This is a genomic window from Arthrobacter sp. R1-13 (genome assembly GCF_054161475.1).
Genome location: NZ_CP096420.1, coordinates 3,594,743 through 3,612,219, shown reverse-complemented (window position 1 = coordinate 3,612,219; position 17,477 = coordinate 3,594,743). Strand labels below are relative to the sequence as shown.

Sequence of the window (17,477 nt, the reverse complement as noted above, 5' to 3'; positions counted from 1 at the left end):
CGCCGGGAACTACCGGCGAGCCCGCACGCTTCCGGCGATTTCGCGTTCGGGCAGAACTCCGTTTGCGCGTCACTCCTCAACATGATCGAGTAGAGACATGACTGAACAGCCTGATCCTATGGATACCCGGCCGCTGAACGACCTTGAGGAGAAGCTGGCCAAGGGGGACCAGCCGGACGCAAGCCCGGTGGACGTCATCCTGTCCTTCCTGAACAACGAGGTCTACATCATCAGCGCAGACACTGTCGAGGGCCCCGATTCCCAGGTTGAGCCGCTGGTGCTGGCCAACTCGGAAGACCAGCCTGTTCTTGCTGTCTTCTCCCACCCCAGCAGGGTTAACGAGCAGTATCTTGCCGCGGCACCAAACATCCTCGGCACCCAAGGCGCTGCCATCATCGGCAATCTCGGCGACGAGCTCGGCATGGTGATCAACCCCGGCAGTGCCTTCGGCTTCGAGATCGACCCGGAAGGTGTGGCCAACATCCGCCGCGACTTCAAGCGGGAAGACGAGCAGGCGGCCGAGGACCAGGCAGCGGAGGAGTAAGCGCCGAAGACTTCGAACGGACGCAGTTGGGTCTGCTGCCTGGTCTCCGGCGATAATGGCAGAATGCGTCTGGGCGTCCTCGATATCGGTTCCAATACTGTCCATCTACTCCTGGTGGATGCCCATGCGGGCGCCCGGCCGGTGCCATTTGCCTCCCACAAGCGGCCACTGTCCCTGGTGCAGTTCCTCGATGGGGAGGGCAACATCAACGAGGACGGCCAGCATGAACTGATTGAGTTCGTCCTGGAGGCCTGGGAATTCGCTGCGAAGCACAAGGCCGAAGACTTGCTGGCTTTTTGTACCTCCGCCATCCGTGAAGCTACCAATGGCCCCGAGGTCCTCGCCCGGGTGAAGCATGAAACAACGGTGACGCTGCAGGAACTTACCGGCAGCGAAGAAGCGTCCATGACCTTCTTTGCCGTCCGGCGCTGGTACGGATGGGGAGCCGGGCCAATCCTGGATCTGGACATCGGAGGCGGATCCTTCGAAATGGCCATTGGGCATGACGAACTCCCCGAGCTGGCTTTGTCCGTCCCCCTGGGCGCGAGCCGCCTCACCCGTGACTGGCTGCACGAGGACCCACCCACAGCCAAGAGCGTCAAAGAACTGCGCCGGTACATCCGCTCGACGATGAAGCCAGCCGTCAGGAGCTTTGAAGCCCTCGGCAGGGCCAATCTGGTCGCCGGTACATCCAAGACCTTCCGTTCCCTGGCACGAATCGCCGGGGCAGCGCCCAGTGGCGCCGGGCCCTATGTTAAACGTGAGCTTTTCTCGGCTGACCTCGGTTTGTGGGCGCAACGGATCTCGGCGATGAAGGTGGAGGACCGCCTGCACCTGCCCGGCGTTTCGGAGGCCCGCGCGCCGCAACTGCTTGCCGGTGCGCTCGTGGCGGAGGCTGCCTTGGAGCTTTTCGAGTTCCCCAGCATGGAAATCTGCCCTTGGGCTCTGCGTGAGGGCCTGATCCTTCGCCGGCTGGACCAATTGGTTCTGGACGGCCCCCTTGAGCCTGCCCCGCACGTGGAAGCCAGGCAGGCGGTGTCCGCTACGTTGGCCGCTTCCACGGTGCACGCCAGCAGCCAGGCCGGGGGTTAGATGGAAGAGCTGTCGCAGGGAAAGGACATTGCCGTTCCGGTGGCGCTGTCCAGTGCTTCCGTCTATCCCTTGAGCGTTCATCATGCCTTCGCTGCTGCCCAGGAGGTGGGGTACGACGGCGTCGAGGTCATGGTTAGCAACAACACCACCAGCCAGAACGCCCACGCCCTCCTGGAGTTAAGTCATCGATACCGCAAGCCGATTGTTTCCATCCACGCGCCGACATTGCTTTTGACGCAGCAGGTCTGGGGCACGGCGTGGAACAAGATCGAAATGTCCTGCCGGATGGCCAGGGAAGTCGGCTGCGGTACGGTCGTTGTCCACCCGCCTTTCCGCTGGCAAGGAAACTATGCCGGAAAGTTTGTTGCCGGAATCCGCGAGCTCGCGGAAATGTACCAGGTCCGGATCGCCGTCGAAAACATGTTCCCGTGGAGGGTACGCGGCCGGGAAGCAGTGGCCTACGCGCCCCATTGGGACCCCCGCGACCAGGATTACGACGACGTCACTTGGGACTTCTCGCACGCCTCCACCGCCGGTTCCGACAGCCTGGACGCCATTAAAGGCCTCGGCCCCAGGCTCCGCCACGTCCACTTGTCCGATGGATTGGGATCCAGGCGAGACGAGCATCTGGTTCCGGGTATGGGTAACCAGCCCTGTGCAGAGGCACTGCAGTATCTTGCTGCCACTGGCTTTGACGGTGTGGTGGTGGCGGAAATTTCCACTCGCTGGGTCCGGACCGCCGGTGAACGGCAGCAGCGGCTTGAGCAGACGCTACGGTTTGCCCGCCAGCACCTGGGCCTTCCGCTGGTAGGAGCTTCCGACAAGCACTCCTAGAGTCCCGTAACAACGAGAGAAGCATTTAACGAGTGAAGCGCCGGGTGGTTTCGCAGAAGAAGTTGGGGGAACGCTTCTACAACCACCCGGCGCGTTCGCCGGTTCGGGGGGAACCGGCTTCATCACTCGCACCTGCTCAGGCACTTATAAACCTACTTGCCTTTTTTGGGCGTTCGGGGAGATTTTCCTGTGAGTAGACTGGGAAGCCTAATCACCCTGCCGCCCCTTGAACCAGGCACCACGTTGATGGTTTAGCCAGGGTCCGGCGACTGCCTTAAATGCGAAAGCACCGGCGATCCGCTGCAGGAAAATGGGGGGAAACCTGCTGCAGAATCACCGGTGCCAAGGCAAGCATCCCCATGCTTGCTGCATCACTCGCACCCTCAATGAGGTAGTTATTACGTTAGGGGTCCACTTTGTGTAGAGCCTGCGCCCAAGGTGGGAACGAGCTGGGAATGCGGGTTCTATGGTTCGCTCTTCATCCTGCCGTGGCCGGTCACGGGAGAGTAATCTCCTGCGCCCGTCCTGGCGAACTGCAATGATGGAGCAATGAGCAACCGAATCGCCTTCCTGGGCTGTGGATCCATGAACGAGGCCATCCTGACCGGACTCCTGGAGGCCGGAACGGATCCTGCCGATATTGTCGCCACTGTCCGTCGTGGCGAGCGCGCGGCTGAACTAGCCGAGCGCCACCATGGCATCACTGCGATCGCCGGCGAGGAAGAGCCGGACAACAACAAGGACGCAGCGCGAGGTTCCGCCGTCGTGATTCTGGGTGTGAAGCCGCTGGGCATTGCTGACCTGGCACGGGAGATCAGCCCGTCCATTTCTCGCTCCACCATTGTGATCAGTGTTGCCGCGGCCGTGTCCATCGCTCAGCTGGAGGCTGCCCTGCCTGCAGGCCAGCCGGTCATCCGGAGTATGCCGAACACGCCCGCGAAGCTTGGCAGGGGAGTGGTTTCGGTGTCGCCGGGCACAAGCTGTTCCCCGGAGCAGTTGCAGCTGGCCAAGGACGTCCTCCGAGGCGCCGGCAGGGTAGTTGAGGTCCCGGAAGAGCAAGTGGATGCGCTCGGAGCCATCAGCGGCTCCGGTCCCGCCTACGCCTTTTACCTTGCCGAGGCAATGGCCGCTGCCGGAGTCAGGCTCGGCCTGGACCCGGAGCTGTCCCTCCTGCTGGCTACCGAGACGGTTGCCGGCGCGGGCTTTATGCTTGCCGAGCCCGGGGCTAACCCCACCGAGCTCCGCAAGGCGGTCACCAGCCCGAACGGAACCACCGAGCGTGCCATTGCAACCTTCGACGAGCGCGACCTGCCCTCGATCATCGCGGATGCAGCCCGAGCGGCTGCCGACCGGTCGGCCGAAATCACCAAGCAGCTCGCCTAAGCCGGACGCCGCTCTCAGGCCGTCAGGGCCTGGAAGCGAACCGTTCCAGGAGATCCACGTGACCCGACACAATGAGCATGTCCCTGGCTGAAACCTTCGTCTCCGGCCGGGCATAGGTGAAGTCCTCGCCCGGAGATTTCACCCCCACAATGGTCACCCCATACTTGGACCTGACCTTTGATTCATCCAGGGTGAAGCCGACTGTTTCCCGCGGCGGGTACATCTTCACGATGGCGAAATCGTCGTCGAACTCAATGAAGTCCAACATTCGCCCGGAGACCAGGTGGGCGGCCCGGACGCCGGCATCGGCCTCGGGGTAGATGACGTGGTTGGCGCCAATACGGGTCAGGATTTTGCCGTGCGAGGGCGTGATGGCCTTCACCCAGAGGTGTTCAATGCCGAGGTCCACCAGGTTCACCGTGATGAGCACTGAAGATTCAATGGACGTTCCCACGCCGACCACTGCGGAACTGAATTCCTGGGCACCGAGTTGACGAAGGGCGTCAATGTTGGTCGCGTCGGCTTCCACCGCATGGGTGAGCACGGGTGCCCATTTCTGGACGAGGTTACGGTCGCGCTCAATGGCCAGGACTTCACGGCCTTGTTTGACGAGCTGCTCCGCTGTGGCGGACCCAAACCGCCCAAGACCAATGACCAGGACCGGGGCGTTGTGGGCGGGGCGGTTAGCCGCGCCGGACGAATTAGCCAATGATGGGCCTTTCTTCGGGGTAGTGGTAAAGCTGGCTGCGCTGGCGCAAAGCCAAAGCGGCGGCAAGGGTTACGGTGCCGATGCGTCCCATGAACATGAGGGCTGTCAGGACATAGGCACCAGCAGGCGGTGCTTCAGCGCTCAGGTTCGTACTCAGGCCGCAAGTGGCGAAGGCGGAGATTGCTTCGAAGAGCACGCGGTCCAGTGGTTCCCCGGTGATGGAGAGGAGCAGGAACGCTCCTACCGAAACCAGCGTGGCGCCCGCCACGATCACCGAGATCGCCACGCGCATGGCTCCCTCAGGGATAGTGCGGCCATGGACTTTGACGTCCCTGTCGCCTCTGGCCTCGGCGAAGATGGCCAGGAACATCACAGCAATGGTGGTGACCTTGATACCGCCGGCGGTGGATGCAGAGCCTCCGCCCGCAAACATCAGGGCATCAGTCAGCAGCATCGTGGTGGATTCCATCTGGTTTTGATCCACTAGGTTAAACCCGCCGGAGCGGATCATGACAGATGCAAAAAGCGAATGCAGGACCTTCTCATCGAAACCAAGGGATCCGATTGTCCGCAGGTTATCCCACTCCATGACAGCCCAGAGCACGGTGCCTGCAACCAACAAGATGAGCGACACCTCAATAGTCAGCTTGGTGTGGAGGTTCCACTTCTTCCAGTTAAGCCCGTTTTGCTGCAGCACCATCACCACGGGGAACCCTAAACTTCCCAGGAATACGCCGACCATCAGCGGTATGAGGATCCACAAGTCGTTCTGGAAGGGGATGATGCCCTCTGCATGTGCCGTGAACCCGGCATTGTTAAATGCCGAAATGGCATAGAAGAAACCGTGCCAGACTGCGCGCCAGAAAGTCTCCCCAAGCATGAGGAAACGGGGGATGAGCGCCAGCGCCAGCACGCCTTCAATAACCACAGAGGTGGTGATCACGATCCGAAGGAGGGTGCCGACCTCCCCCAGCCGGCCGGCATTGTTCATCGACTGGGCAGCAATGATCTTCCCCCGCACACCAAGCCTCTTGCCCACCATGAGGGCCAGCAAGGAAGCCAGCGTAAGGGTACCCAGGCCACCAACGAAAATACCGATGAGTATCACCAGCTGACCGAAAAAGGACCAGTGTGTGGCAGTAGTAACGACCGTAAGTCCGGTGACGCAGACCGCAGAAACGGCGGTGAACATAGCTTGGTGAAGCGGTGTGACGTCACCGCTGGCTGATGCTGCCGGCAAGGAGAGCAGGCCGGTGAAAAGCAGGACAACAGTCGCGAAGGCAGTCAAAGCCAGCCGGGATGGTGATGTATTCGCAATGTTGTCAATAAAATCGCGAAGCCTTACGAGGAATCCCGGCCGTTCCCGCTCCGGGGCGCCGGGACGCCAGCTGGCCGGGCTCTTTGACCTCGACTGGATCTGCGTCATGTGTGGCTTTTCCTCGGTCGAAACTGCTTCCTTGAGTAGTAAACCACTTATTTTCGCACGAATGCGGGGCTGTCTGCCCGCCACGCTCGGGTAGCCTGTCCATGATGACATTCCTGCCCGGACTCAGCCTGCCCGCATTGCCAACGACGGTGGTGTGGGATTCCGCCATGACCTCGTACAACTTCGGCCTCGGGCATCCGATGGCTCCGGAGCGCATGGAGCTGACCGCGCGGCTTGCCCGCAGCTTGGGACTGCTGGACCTGGAGCACGTCACTGTAGCCGCGCCGGAAGTAGCCGGGGACGAAGAGCTTCTCAGAGTCCACAGCCCGGAATTTGTCGCCGCCGTCCGCCGCGTCAGCGAAGCCCCCGAGGTGCCCGATCTGGACCGAGGCCTGGGCACTGAAGATGACCCGGCCTTCGCGGGGATGCACGAGGCGAGCGCCCGGATAGCGGGGGGTTCACTGCTGGCCGCAACGTCCATCCTGGACGGCAGCGCGGTGCATGCAGTGAATTTCGGCGGAGGAATGCACCACGCCTCGCGCGAACGCGCCAGCGGCTTCTGTATCTACAACGATGCCGCGCTGGCCATCCAGAAACTGCTCGACGGCGGAGTGAGCCGTGTTGTGTATATCGACGTGGACGCTCACCACGGGGACGGAACGCAGAGCATCTTCTGGGACGATCCGCGCGTCATGACCATCTCGCTGCATGAAAGCGGCATGTCGTTGTTTCCCGGCACAGGTTTCGCCAACGAGATCGGCGGCCCCAACGCCTTGGGCACCTCGGTCAACGTCGCTTTGCCGGCCGGCACGGGTGATGCCGGCTGGCTGCGTGCCTTTCACGCCGTCGTTCCCCAAGTGGTGGGCGCCTTCGAACCCGAAGTCATCGTCAGCCAGCACGGCTGTGATGCGCACCGGCTGGATCCGCTGACGCACCTCAACATCAGCATCGACGGCCAGCGGGAGGCGGCCACCGCCGTCGGGAACCTGGCGGCCCGCCATTGCGGCAACCGCTGGATCTCCACCGGGGGCGGCGGCTACAGCGTGACCAATGTTGTGCCGCGTTCCTGGAGCCACCTGATTGCCATCGCGGCGGGGCGCCCCGTACCGCTCCGGACCCCCGTCCCGGAAGATTGGCGCAGCTATGTGCAGGAAAAATATGGCACCCACGCCCCCGAGCTGATGGGCGATGATGTCGATCTGTGGTGGCGCTCCTGGGAAGTGGGCTTTGACCCCAATGACGCTGTGGACCGCAGCGTCATGGCCTCCCGGAAGGAAATCTTCCCGCTTCACGGGCTGGATCCCTGGTTCGACTGAATTCACGGTTCGATGAACAGCAAGTGATGCCATCTCAGGCATATGTTCGCTAGGGTGGACCCATGGTGACAGACGACGTATTTGCCGTCATTGCTGAGGCAACCCGGCGTGACATTCTGGTATCCCTTCGGGCAGGGGACAAAGCAGTGGGTGAACTGGTCCAGGAGCTGGAGGCGAGCCAGCCCACCATTTCCAAGCACTTGAAAGTTCTCCGGGAAGCGGACCTCGTCACCATGCGGGCGCAGGGACAGAAGCGCTACTACGCGCTGAACCCGCAACCGCTGATAGGTATCGCCAACTGGCTGGAGACTTTCGACGTCGGACATTCAGCTGCCGCCGGAAGGTCACCGGCAGCGGAGGTTGCGCCCCTGTCGGAGGCGGAGGGGTTGCCAACTAGCCAGCGGGGCACCGCCGAGGCTGGCCTTGCAGCTGCCGTCAGTTCGGAGGCCCAGGCCATCTCCCCCCGCTCGGCACAGGGCCAGCTCAGTCCCGCCGTCGCGATTCCGGTTGCTGTTGGTCCCGACGGAACTGTGCCCCAGCAGATTGGCCGGACCGTGGGGCGTGCTGCCGCCAAGGCTTCGGACCTTCTCTCCAATTTTCCCAAGTTCGGCCGCAAGAAGTAGCCCGCCGTTCCAACCCCGCGAGATGGCATTTAACGGCAGTATCCGGCGTCGGCACTGCTGTTAAGTGCCATCTCGGGTGCCATCCCGGCGGAGAGCCTGGCTCCGGCGCTTACTTGCCGAGGATCCGTACGTGGTCCGGGGTCAGTTCTGAGAGATTGGTGACGCCCAGGAGCGCCATGGTGCGGGTCATGTCCTTCTCCAGGATCTGGAGGGCGCGGTCCACCCCGGCGCGGCCACCGGCCATCAGCCCGTAGAGGTAGGCGCGGCCGATCAGCGTGAAGTCTGCGCCGAGGGCGAGGGCCGCAATGATGTCGGCGCCGCTCATGATGCCGGTGTCGAGGATGATCGCGGCGTCGCTGTTGTCGGCCTTGAATGCCGCGGAAACGTCAGGCAGCAGGTGGAACGGGATGGGCGCGCGGTCCAGTTGGCGTCCTCCGTGGTTGGAGAGCACCACGCCGTCGGCTCCATGGTCCACCACCTTGCGGGCGTCGTCGACGGTCTGGATGCCCTTGACCACCAGCTTGCCCTTCCAGGTTTCGCGCAGCCAGTCCAGGTCCTCGAACGTGAGCGTCGGATCGAACATGGAGTTGATCAGGTCCGCGACGGTGCCGGTGTAGCGGGAGAGCGAGGCGAAGGTCAGGGGCTCGTGGGTGAGGAAGTTGAACCACCACGCCGGCCTGTACGAGGCATCCAGGACGGTCTTGAGTGTGAGCGCCGGAGGGATGGTCATGCCGTTGCGGACATCGCGGAGACGGGCTCCGGCGACGGCGGTATCCACCGTCACCATCAGCGTATCGTTCCCGGCTTTGGCAGCCCGTTCGATGAGTTCAAGTGAGCGGTCACGGTCCGTCCACAGGTACAACTGGAACCAGTTCCGGCCGTTCGGGGCTGCCTCGGCCACGTCCTCTATGGAGGCGGTGCCCATGGTGGAGAGGGTGTAGGGAATACCGGCGGCTTCGGCGGCCTGGGAGCCTGCATATTCGCCCTCGGACTGCATCATCCGGGTAAAACCGGTGGGAGCAATACCCACAGGCAGCCGGGATGACTTGCCCAGAATGTCGGTGCCCAGATCGATGCTGGAAACGTTCCGCAGGATGCCCGGCCGGAACTCGATGTCCAGGAAGGCTTCCCGGGCCCTGCGCAAGGTGATCTCAGCTTCGGCTGCGCCGTCGGTGTAATCGAACGGAGCCTGTGGAGTCCGCCGCTTGGCGATATCCCGCAACTCCCAGATGGTGCTTGCCCGGCGCAGCTTGGCCTCCCGGCTGAACTCAGGCTTCTTGAATTGCATGAGCGGAGCAAGGTCTGAGTATTTGGGCACCCGTCGCCTGAGGGCCGCCGGGATGCGCTCCCTTGAGCTGGAGGTTTCGACGGCGTTCGCACTTCCGCCGGGTGTGGTGGCTTCAGGAGTGGTGGGTGCTTCTGGATTTGTGGGTTGAACAGTCTGCGTCATGTGCTGCCTCGTCAAGGGATAAGGGCGGTGAATCATCCGCGGCCAGGGTTTGGGCGAAAGAAAGCTGCTGTGGTCTAACCACACTTTAGGGCATGTGGTCCAACCACATCAAGTACCATTGCTCCATGCGCACGCACCAGCTTGTCCTGCAGTGGATCGAAAGCCAGCTCCTCGGCGGCCACCTGGCATTGGGTGGGCGGCTTCCCGCTGAACGGACCCTTGCAGAACAGCTTGGGGTGTCGCGTACTTCCGTGCGGGAGGCCATCCGGATCCTCGAAGCTATGGGGGTGGTGCGGGCGGGTGTTGGCTCAGGCCCCGACGCGGGCACGGTGGTTATTGCGGACCCGACCACAGCCCTTGGCTCGGCGTTGAGGCTTCATGTTGCAACTTCGCACCTTCCTGTTGCGGATATTGTCCAGACCCGCGTGCTCCTGGAGTCCTGGGCGGTGGCCCGGGCCACCCCTGGTTCACCCGCACTGGCTGAGGCTGCGGCGCTGCTCGACGAGATGGAAAAAAGCACGGAAACGGACCAGTTCCTGGCCTTGGATGTGCGCTTCCATCTCGCCTTGGCTGAAGCTGCGGGTAACGCGGTGGTCAGTGCCATGATGGGCTCCCTGCGTGAAGCCATCCAGAGCTATGCAGGCCGCCTGACGGCGAACCTTCCGGATTGGGATGCCACCGCCGCCCGGCTTCGGGACGAGCACCGATCGATTCTTGCAGCCATCAACAAGAACGACGGCGCCGCGGCGGCGAAGCTGGTTACCGACCACATCCAGGGGTACTACGAGGAAGCCGGCCTGGGCTCCGGACGGTAACCCTGGTCCTGGACTACCCCTTCGCTGGCCCTGTGCTGCCACGGACCTCCAGCTGTGGCTGGAATGTGCTGGGTGTTGGAGGAGTCTCCGCCTGCTGGATGAGGGCCCGCATGCTGTGCCATGCCTGCTGGCCAAGCTCGGTAATGGGAACTGCGGCAGTGGTCAGCGGCGGTGTGGTGTAGCGGGCGAAGGGAATATCGTCGAAGCCTGTCACAGAGATATCTTCGGGAACCCGCACACCCTTCTCGTGCAGCCCGCTCAGGAGGCCCATCGCCACAAGGTCGTTGAACGCAAGGACGGCCGTGGCTCCGCTTGCAATGACTTTGTCCGCCGCTTCATGGCCTGCTTCAAAGCTTGATCCGCCTTCAAGCATTTGCAGCTCAATATCAGGATGGGCCGCGGAGAACTTCTCCAAGCCATTGAGCCGCATGCCGTTTGAAGCGCTGCGGGCAGGACCGGCCAGGAACGCCAGCCGGGTGTGGCCCAGACTGACCAGATGGTCTGCCAGCTCCTGGATCCCTTGGCCGTAGTCAACCATGAGGCTGGGTGCCTGCGTCGATTCAGTGCTGCGGTTGATGAGCACCATGGGGTGGAGCGAGGGGGCAAGCTCTTCCAGCTCCGCGGCACTCATGCGCGGGGCGCACAGGACCAGGCCATCACAGCGCCGCCTGGCCTCTCCCGCCAGGATCGCTTCTTCGCTGGAGACTTCCGAGGAATCGGCGATCAGCACGCGATATCCGTCCTGGGCGGCGGCCATGCTGAGGCCCCGGAGGATGGCTTGGAACGTGGGGTTGGACAGATCCGGCACCACGATGCCGATCGTGTCGGTCTTACCCAGGGCGAGGCTTCGGCCCACGGGGTTCGGCTGGTAGTTCAGCTCAGCCGCAGCCGCACGAACCCGCTCCGCGATGGTTGCATCCACCGTGAAGTTGCCGTTCATGACACGCGAAACTGTGGCATGTGAAACTCCAGCCAATAGTGCGACGTCGGCTATGCCGATTCGCCGTGTGGTGGATCTCCTGCCCATGGGGCCCCTTTCCGGGAATCTAAGATCCGGGCCGTTCTGGCTGATGGTTGACGTGACCACCGGAGTCTTGGTACAAAGTTTATAACGGACTGAGAAAACGCTTTCTCATAATTCTTCCCGCATCATCATCGGCCGTCAAGCGGCCAGGCTTCCTGCCTTTCGAAAGGGGCGCATCCCAATGGTCAACGTTGACACCGCCGATTTACCGCCGGCCTCACAGCCGGCCGGATCACCGGCGGCAGCCAAGGAGCACGGGCAGCTGAAAAGGGCCCGGATCTCCCTGATCGGCACCGGCGGGCGTTCGGAAATGTATATCCGGGCCATCCTCGGCACTCACTCCGATACAGCAGAACTCGTGGCACTATCCGACGTGAACCCGGGACGGGTGGACTACTACCAGAAGCTCATCGGCGAACTGGGAGGAGCCGGCTCTGTCCGGTCCTTTGAGCCTGCACAGCTGACGGCGTTCATCAAGGAAAATGGCATCGACCGTGTCATCGTCACCACCCCTGACTACACCCACGCCGACTACATTGTGGAGGCGCTCGAGGCGGGTGCCGACGTCGTCGTCGAAAAGCCCCTCACGATCGACGCCGATGGTTGCCGCCGTATCACCGCTGCGGTGGCTGCAACGGGACGGAATGTAGTGGTGACCTTCAATTACCGCTATTCCCCCCGCAACAGCGCCCTGAAGGAAATCATCCAGAGCGGCGTGATCGGAAAAGTGACGTCGGTCGACTTCAGCTGGGTGCTGGATACAGTCCATGGTGCTGACTACTTCCGCCGCTGGCACCGCGAGAAGAAGAACTCCGGCGGGCTGCTGATCCACAAGGCGTCGCACCACTTCGACCTCGTGAACTGGTGGATCGACGACGTCCCCGAGCGCGTATTCGCTTCGGGGGGGCTCAAATTCTACGGCGACAAGAACGCGGCCGAACGGGGGCTGGGCGCGCGACCGGAACGCGGCACGCAGGAGGCTTCGAATGCCGACGGCGGGACGAAGGATCCCTTTGTTCTGGATCTTCGCGACGACGAGAAATTGCGCGAGCTGTACTACGAAAATGAGCACCACGACGGCTACCGCCGCGACCAGGACGTCTTTACGGCCGGGATCACCATCGAGGACAATCTCGCGCTGATCGTCGATTACCAGGGTGGCCCCACGCTCAGCTACTCCCTCAACGCGCACAGCCCCTGGGAGGGGTACCGCGTGGCGGTGAACGGTACCGAAGGCCGGGCGGAACTGGAAGTGGTGGAGCGTGCCGCCGTCGTCAGCAGCGCCGACAAGAAGACTGTAGTCGATCCGAGCGCGACGCCGGTGGAGGAGGAGGACACCGTTCGCCGCAACGGTGAGCGCCTGGTGGTCCAGCGCCACTGGGAAGCCGCCTACGAAGTTCCCATCGTCAACGGTGAGGGCGGCCATGGCGGGGGGGACATCCTGCTTCTGTCAGACCTGTTCGATGGACCGGGCGAAGATCCGCTGGGACGTCCGTCCGGTTACCTGGACGGCCTGCGTTCGGTGTCAGTGGGCATTGCGGGCAACCGGTCCCTTGAATCAACGCTGCCGGTCCGCATTGAGGATCTGGACCTCGGCGTCGATCTGCGACGTCAGCCATGAGGATACTCGTCACCGGTGGCTCGGGAAGGCTGGGGCGTAGCGTCGTCGCAGGCCTTGCCGCGGCCGGACACCGGATTATCTCAGTGGACCGCGACGCCGTTCCCTCCGCCCAGCTGCCTTCCGGCGTGGAGCAGGAAACGGCCGACCTCCTCGCCCCGGGTGAAGCGCGCCGGATCATCAGCGCAACATTGCCCGACGCCGTCGTCCACCTTGCGGCTATTGCCGTACCGTTCAGCGCCCCCGAGGAGGTCATCTTTGGCACCAATACGCGGCTCGCTTTCGCCGTTGTAAGCGCCGCGACTGAGCTGGGCGTGGGCAAGATCGTCACAGCCAGCAGCCCCACGGTCCTAGGCTACGGCTCGCCGGCCGGCTGGGTGCCTGAGCGGTTCCCGATGGATGAGGAAACGGTGCCGCGGCCTTGGAATGCCTATGCATTGTCCAAGCTGATCGCTGAGCAGACCGTCCAGATGTTCGCCGCTGCACAGGGTGAAAACATCCGGTATGCGGCGTTCCGGCCCTGCTACGTCATTTCTCCGGAGGAATGGCAAGGAGCGCCAACACAGCAAGGCCACACGGTCCTTGAAAGGCTGGAGGATCCGGCCTTGTCCGCTCCCGCCTTGTTCAACTACGTGGATGCCCGGGACGTCGCCGACTTCCTCGATGCCCTCCTGCGCAAGATGGATTCCATCCCCAACGGCCAAACGTTCTTTGTGGGAGCCGCGGATGCGCTGGCCACGGAGTCCCTCGCCACACTGATGCCGGAGTTCCTGCCAGGGAGCGGCGAAGCAGCAAGCGCCCTGACGGGGACCAGCCCGGCGTTCTCCATTGCCAAGGCGCGCGAGATGCTCGGCTGGGAGCCTCGCCGCAGCTGGCGGACCGAGCTCAGCCCGGCGCTGGGAGACGGGCCGCCAGTTTCTGAACAAGTCAAGGCTGAACCACCCCGCAATCCTGAACCACCCGCTGCCACACAGACAGAAGGTACCGCCGACCTCATAACGGCAGGGACCGGATCCAAGGAGAACAAGTGAAATTCGACGGCGTTCTATTCTTCCCGGTCACACCCTTCACTCCCGAGGGTGATGTCGATGTGGCCATCCTCAAAGAGCACATCACCTCCCGGCTCCCGTTCGGACCGGGCGGTGTATTTCCTGCCTGCGGCACGGGGGAGTTCCATGCCCTCAGCATCGAAGAAGTCCGCACTGTAGTTACCGCCGCTGTGGAGGCGGTTGCCGGGCAGGTATCGGTAGTCGCCGGGACTGGGGGACCGCTGGGACATGCCCTGGCGGCTGCCCGCGCCGCGGAGGCAGCGGGAGCTGATGCCCTCCTGGTTCTTCCGCCATACCTCGTCACGGGCCCCAGCGCGGGATTGGTGGCCTACATCGAGGCTGTGGCCGACGCCAGCAGCCTGCCCGTCATCGTTTACCACCGGGGCAATGCGCAGTACACGGCGGCGTCCATGGCCCGCCTCGCAGCAAACCCCAAGGTGATCGGCTTCAAGGACGGGCTGGGGGATGTGGGGCTCGCCCAGGAGATCGTCTCCGCCATCAATGCCACCGGACGCAGCGATTTCGCTCTGTTCAACGGCCTGCTGACGGCCGAACTGAGCCAGGGCGCCTATCGTGGCCTCGGCATCCCGCTGTATTCCTCTGCAGCCTTTGCCATGGCTCCGGAGATCGCCAAGGCATACTACGACGCCTACATGTCCGGCGACGAGGTTAGGCGCAACGCCCTGCTGGAAGGTTTCTACGCACCGCTGGTCCGGCTTCGTGACCAGACGCCCGGCTTCGGCGTTTCGCTGATCAAGGCCGGGCTCCGCCTGGGCGGGCTGCCAGTGGGTTCCGTACGTCCACCGCTCGTGGACCCCAGCGAGGACCAGTTGCTGCAGCTGAAGTCCATCCTGGCCAAGGGCTACGAGCTGGCAGGGCAATGACCTCTGGACAGGCTCCGACCACTGGACATGCAATGGCCAGCGGCAGGGCGGGGACAAGCAGGATCACGGGGCTCTCCGCCCGGCTCCTGACTGTTCCGCTGCGGCGCAGCTGGGGTGCGGACGCCCCGGAAAACCATGTGATCGTTACGGAAATCAGGACGGACGACGGCGGTGTGGGGCACGGATTTTCGTGGACTCCCACCATCGGCCCCCAAGCGGTGAAGGCACTGCTTGAGTACGACATAGCACCGTTCGTCACCGGGCTCGAACCCAACCCGGAGCTGGTGTGGGACCAGCTCTGGAAGAGACTGCACGAAGCCGGCGGCGGAGGCCTGACCACCATCGCGATGGCTGGTGTGGACCTGGCCCTGTGGGACCTGCAGGCCAAACTGGCCGGATCATCATTGACAAGCCTGCTGGGCCAGCGCCAGGAATCAGTGGAGGTCTATGGCTCCGGAGTGAACCTGCACTACACGCTGGACGAGCTGGTGGACCAGGTCCAGCGCTGGGTGGCGGCAGAGCACAAGGCCGTCAAGATCAAGGTGGGGAAGCCGGACATCCAGGAGGATGCCGAGCGGGTGGCGGCGGTCCGGTCGGTGCTGGGGCCGGACAGGAAACTTATGATTGACGCCAATCAGCGATGGGATCTTCCCACAACCTTCCGGGCCCTTGATGTGCTGGCAGGCTACGGGCTGGAATGGCTGGAAGAGCCTATTCGGGCGGACGATCTGTGGGCCTACCGCCGGCTGCGGAAGCACTCACCCGTTCCCATCGCACTGGGGGAAAACCTCCACACGATCTACCGCTTCCGTGACTTCATCGAAGCGGAGGCCGTGGATATTATCCAGCCCAACATCGTCAGGGTTGGTGGCATCACGCCCTTCCGGCGGATCGTGGAACTGGCCAGAACCAACAGCATCAAGGTGATGCCGCACCTGCTTCCCGAATTGTCCGGGCAACTGGCGCTCACCATGGCCGAGCCAACCCTCGTTGAGGACGTGGAGGACGCCTCCTTTGAACAGCTCGGAGTACTGGGCGGACCGTCACCCGTCCGCGTCAGCAACAGCCTCCTTACCGCCACGGACCAGCCCGGGCTCGGCCTCACCTTCACGGAACAGCCCAGCTTTACGGAACAGCCCAGCTTTACGGAACAGCCCAGCTTCGTTTCACGGTAAACCGGGCACATCGTTTTGCCTCTTATTTGCCGGCACCGTACTACCAACCGCAGAACAGGATCAAACAGTGACAACAGCAACTCTTGACCTAACGGAACTGACGGCGGCGGCCACGCGGGCCGCCAAAGAGTCCGCGAGAGCGAGTGATGCCGAGCGCGCGTCCTGGCTTGCCGCCGTCGCCGATGCCCTTGATGAAAATGCGGCTGAACTGGTTTCCATTGCGAACGAGGAGACAAACCTCGGCGAAACAAGGCTTACGGGAGAGGTCGCGCGTACCTCGGGCCAGCTGCGGCTCTTCGCCAAGGTGATCACGGAGGGCTCCTACCTTGAAGCCGTAATCGACCACGCCGATCCCACTGCGACTCCGCCCCGCCCTGATCTTCGAAGGATGTTGCAGCCCATCGGCCCGGTGGCGGTGTTCTCAGCGTCCAACTTCCCGTTCGCTTTCTCCGTGGCGGGCGGCGACACTGCCTCAGCCTTGGCGGTGGGCAGCTCTGTGATCGTCAAGGCCCACTCCGGCCACCTCAAGTTATCGTTGCGGACGGCTGAAATCGTCGCAGATGCCTTGAAGGTTGCAGGCGCCCCCGAGGGCCTCTTTTCACTGGTCAGCGGACGCGAAGTAGGTACTGCGCTGGTTCAAGACCCTGCGATTAAGGCCGTGGGCTTCACGGGCTCCATTCCCGGGGGTCGCGCGTTGTTCGACCTCGCCACGTCAAGGCCGGACCCCATCCCGTTCTATGGAGAACTGGGAAGCTTGAATCCCGTTGTCATCACGGCCCCAGCACTTGAAGCCCGGTCGGCTCAGCTCGCCAGCGGTCTTGCCGCCTCCTTCACCATGGGCGCCGGGCAATTCTGCACTAAACCGGGGCTCGTGTTCATTCCGGCTGGTACAGACTTCGGCTCCGAACTTGCTCAGGCCGTTGCCGGCGCACCGGCTTCCCCCATGCTCACGGAACGCATTGCCGCTGCCTACCCTGAAGGCCTCCGCAGCGTTGCGAAACTACCCGACGTGTCGGTCATCAGCGGCGCTGTGGAGCAGAATGCCGACGTCGACGGCGCCGCGCCGGTAGTCTTCTCGACGACGGCTGCGAACGTTATGGATCACCCCGTTGAATTACTCGAAGAATGCTTCGGACCCACCACCATGCTGATCGAGTACAGCAGCGACGAGGAGCTCGCAGCGGTCCTGGCTAAGGTGCCCGGCAGCCTCACAGCCACTCTGCATTCGCAGCCTGGGGAAGACGTTGCAGGACTCGTGGATCAGTTGTCCGCCCTTGCAGGCAGAGTGCTTTTCGCCGGTTGGCCCACCGGTGTGGCGGTCAACTGGGCCCAGCAGCACGGCGGCCCGTACCCAGCCACCACATCGCTTTTCACCTCTGTGGGGGCGACGGCGGTACGCCGCTTCCAGCGGCCGGTGGCCTATCAGGATGCCCCCGAGGCCGTGCTGCATCCGGCACTGCAGGAGGAGAACTCGCTGAACATTCCGCGGCGGGTGGATGGAAGGCTGGTTCTTCCGTAGGAAGTGTCCGGGAGAG

General features: G+C 63.1%; 16 protein-coding genes. 12 read left to right on the top strand and 4 right to left on the bottom strand.

Features of this window, described 5'->3' with window-relative positions; translation table 11 throughout:
• The first annotated feature begins 97 nt into the window (after positions 1-97).
• The 4 genes from M1D88_RS16725 to proC all read left to right on the top strand — a co-directional run bounded on the left by M1D88_RS16725 (position 98) and on the right by proC (position 3,853).
• A complete protein-coding gene (locus M1D88_RS16725; protein ID WP_458111862.1) occupies positions 98-544 on the top strand; it encodes an SseB family protein in 447 nt (148 codons plus the stop codon).
• A gap of 63 nt (positions 545-607) precedes the next feature.
• Positions 608-1,636 (top strand): Ppx/GppA phosphatase family protein, encoded by a 1,029-nt coding sequence (locus M1D88_RS16720; protein ID WP_458111861.1) that lies wholly within the window; start codon positions 608-610, stop codon positions 1,634-1,636.
• Positions 1,637-2,470 carry a sugar phosphate isomerase/epimerase family protein gene (locus tag M1D88_RS16715; protein ID WP_458111860.1) on the top strand — a complete coding sequence of 278 codons (834 nt, stop codon included), beginning with the start codon at positions 1,637-1,639 and terminating at the stop codon, positions 2,468-2,470.
• A gap of 549 nt (positions 2,471-3,019) precedes the next feature.
• Positions 3,020-3,853 (top strand): pyrroline-5-carboxylate reductase, encoded by an 834-nt coding sequence (proC, locus tag M1D88_RS16710; protein WP_458111859.1) that lies wholly within the window; start codon positions 3,020-3,022, stop codon positions 3,851-3,853.
• Positions 3,854-3,875: 22 nt separating this feature from the next.
• Here the strand turns inward: proC and M1D88_RS16705 are convergent, their stop codons facing one another.
• Together M1D88_RS16705 and M1D88_RS16700 are read right to left on the bottom strand one after the other, a co-directional pair.
• Positions 3,876-4,562: a potassium channel family protein gene (locus M1D88_RS16705; RefSeq protein WP_458111858.1), complete on the bottom strand. Its 687-nt coding sequence runs from the start codon at positions 4,560-4,562 to the stop codon at positions 3,876-3,878.
• The gene (locus M1D88_RS16700; RefSeq protein WP_458111857.1) at positions 4,555-5,988 is read right to left on the bottom strand and encodes a TrkH family potassium uptake protein; all 1,434 of its coding nucleotides are present in this window, start codon (positions 5,986-5,988) and stop codon (positions 4,555-4,557) included. The genes M1D88_RS16705 and M1D88_RS16700 overlap by 8 nt, the downstream gene beginning before the upstream one ends.
• 104 nt (positions 5,989-6,092) lie before the next feature.
• Between M1D88_RS16700 and M1D88_RS16695 the strand changes: the two genes are divergently transcribed.
• Positions 6,093-7,304: an acetoin utilization protein AcuC gene (locus M1D88_RS16695; protein WP_458114559.1), complete on the top strand. Its 1,212-nt coding sequence runs from the start codon at positions 6,093-6,095 to the stop codon at positions 7,302-7,304.
• 62 nt (positions 7,305-7,366) lie between these two features.
• Positions 7,367-7,927 (top strand): ArsR/SmtB family transcription factor, encoded by a 561-nt coding sequence (locus M1D88_RS16690; protein WP_458111856.1) that lies wholly within the window; start codon positions 7,367-7,369, stop codon positions 7,925-7,927.
• Positions 7,928-8,036: 109 nt separating this feature from the next.
• Here the strand turns inward: M1D88_RS16690 and M1D88_RS16685 are convergent, their stop codons facing one another.
• A complete protein-coding gene (locus M1D88_RS16685) occupies positions 8,037-9,377 on the bottom strand; it encodes an alpha-hydroxy acid oxidase (protein WP_458111855.1) in 1,341 nt (446 codons plus the stop codon).
• Between the two features lie 125 nt (positions 9,378-9,502).
• On the opposite strand from M1D88_RS16685, the gene M1D88_RS16680 reads away from it, so the two are divergent.
• Positions 9,503-10,192 carry a FadR/GntR family transcriptional regulator gene (locus tag M1D88_RS16680; protein WP_458111854.1) on the top strand — a complete coding sequence of 230 codons (690 nt, stop codon included), beginning with the start codon at positions 9,503-9,505 and terminating at the stop codon, positions 10,190-10,192.
• Positions 10,193-10,205: 13 nt separating this feature from the next.
• Here the strand turns inward: M1D88_RS16680 and M1D88_RS16675 are convergent, their stop codons facing one another.
• Positions 10,206-11,219, bottom strand: a complete 1,014-nt coding sequence (locus tag M1D88_RS16675; RefSeq protein WP_458111853.1) for a LacI family DNA-binding transcriptional regulator — start codon at positions 11,217-11,219, stop codon at positions 10,206-10,208.
• Between the two features lie 178 nt (positions 11,220-11,397).
• Here M1D88_RS16675 and M1D88_RS16670 point away from each other — a divergent pair, with 178 nt between their 5' ends.
• The 5 genes from M1D88_RS16670 (at position 11,398) to M1D88_RS16650 (ending at position 17,461) form a co-directional block, all read left to right on the top strand.
• A complete protein-coding gene (locus tag M1D88_RS16670; protein ID WP_458111852.1) occupies positions 11,398-12,837 on the top strand; it encodes a Gfo/Idh/MocA family protein in 1,440 nt (479 codons plus the stop codon).
• The gene (locus M1D88_RS16665; protein ID WP_458111851.1) at positions 12,834-13,865 is read left to right on the top strand and encodes an NAD-dependent epimerase/dehydratase family protein; all 1,032 of its coding nucleotides are present in this window, start codon (positions 12,834-12,836) and stop codon (positions 13,863-13,865) included. Before M1D88_RS16670 ends, M1D88_RS16665 begins: the two co-directional genes overlap by 4 nt.
• Positions 13,862-14,767 (top strand): 5-dehydro-4-deoxyglucarate dehydratase, encoded by a 906-nt coding sequence (locus M1D88_RS16660; RefSeq protein ID WP_458111850.1) that lies wholly within the window; start codon positions 13,862-13,864, stop codon positions 14,765-14,767. Before M1D88_RS16665 ends, M1D88_RS16660 begins: the two co-directional genes overlap by 4 nt.
• Before the next feature lie 32 nt (positions 14,768-14,799).
• Positions 14,800-15,942 (top strand): mandelate racemase/muconate lactonizing enzyme family protein, encoded by a 1,143-nt coding sequence (locus M1D88_RS16655; protein ID WP_458114558.1) that lies wholly within the window; start codon positions 14,800-14,802, stop codon positions 15,940-15,942.
• 67 nt (positions 15,943-16,009) lie between these two features.
• Positions 16,010-17,461 (top strand): aldehyde dehydrogenase (NADP(+)), encoded by a 1,452-nt coding sequence (locus M1D88_RS16650; protein WP_458111849.1) that lies wholly within the window; start codon positions 16,010-16,012, stop codon positions 17,459-17,461.
• The last annotated feature ends 16 nt before the right edge of the window (positions 17,462-17,477 follow it).

Excerpts from the sequence above, each read along its gene's own strand:
- M1D88_RS16725 (WP_458111862.1), top strand. The coding sequence starts at position 98 with ATGACTGAACAGCCTGATCCTATGGATACCCGGCCGCTGAACGACCTT.
- M1D88_RS16720 (WP_458111861.1), top strand. The coding sequence starts at position 608 with ATGCGTCTGGGCGTCCTCGATATCGGTTCCAATACTGTCCATCTACTC.
- M1D88_RS16715 (WP_458111860.1), top strand. The coding sequence starts at position 1,637 with ATGGAAGAGCTGTCGCAGGGAAAGGACATTGCCGTTCCGGTGGCGCTG.
- proC (WP_458111859.1), top strand. The coding sequence starts at position 3,020 with ATGAGCAACCGAATCGCCTTCCTGGGCTGTGGATCCATGAACGAGGCC.
- M1D88_RS16700 (WP_458111857.1), bottom strand. The coding sequence starts at position 5,988 with ATGACGCAGATCCAGTCGAGGTCAAAGAGCCCGGCCAGCTGGCGTCCC.
- M1D88_RS16695 (WP_458114559.1), top strand. The coding sequence starts at position 6,093 with ATGACATTCCTGCCCGGACTCAGCCTGCCCGCATTGCCAACGACGGTG.
- M1D88_RS16690 (WP_458111856.1), top strand. The coding sequence starts at position 7,367 with ATGGTGACAGACGACGTATTTGCCGTCATTGCTGAGGCAACCCGGCGT.
- M1D88_RS16685 (WP_458111855.1), bottom strand. The coding sequence starts at position 9,377 with ATGACGCAGACTGTTCAACCCACAAATCCAGAAGCACCCACCACTCCT.
- M1D88_RS16680 (WP_458111854.1), top strand. The coding sequence starts at position 9,503 with ATGCGCACGCACCAGCTTGTCCTGCAGTGGATCGAAAGCCAGCTCCTC.
- M1D88_RS16675 (WP_458111853.1), bottom strand. The coding sequence starts at position 11,219 with ATGGGCAGGAGATCCACCACACGGCGAATCGGCATAGCCGACGTCGCA.
- M1D88_RS16670 (WP_458111852.1), top strand. The coding sequence starts at position 11,398 with ATGGTCAACGTTGACACCGCCGATTTACCGCCGGCCTCACAGCCGGCC.
- M1D88_RS16665 (WP_458111851.1), top strand. The coding sequence starts at position 12,834 with ATGAGGATACTCGTCACCGGTGGCTCGGGAAGGCTGGGGCGTAGCGTC.
- M1D88_RS16655 (WP_458114558.1), top strand. The coding sequence starts at position 14,800 with ATGGCCAGCGGCAGGGCGGGGACAAGCAGGATCACGGGGCTCTCCGCC.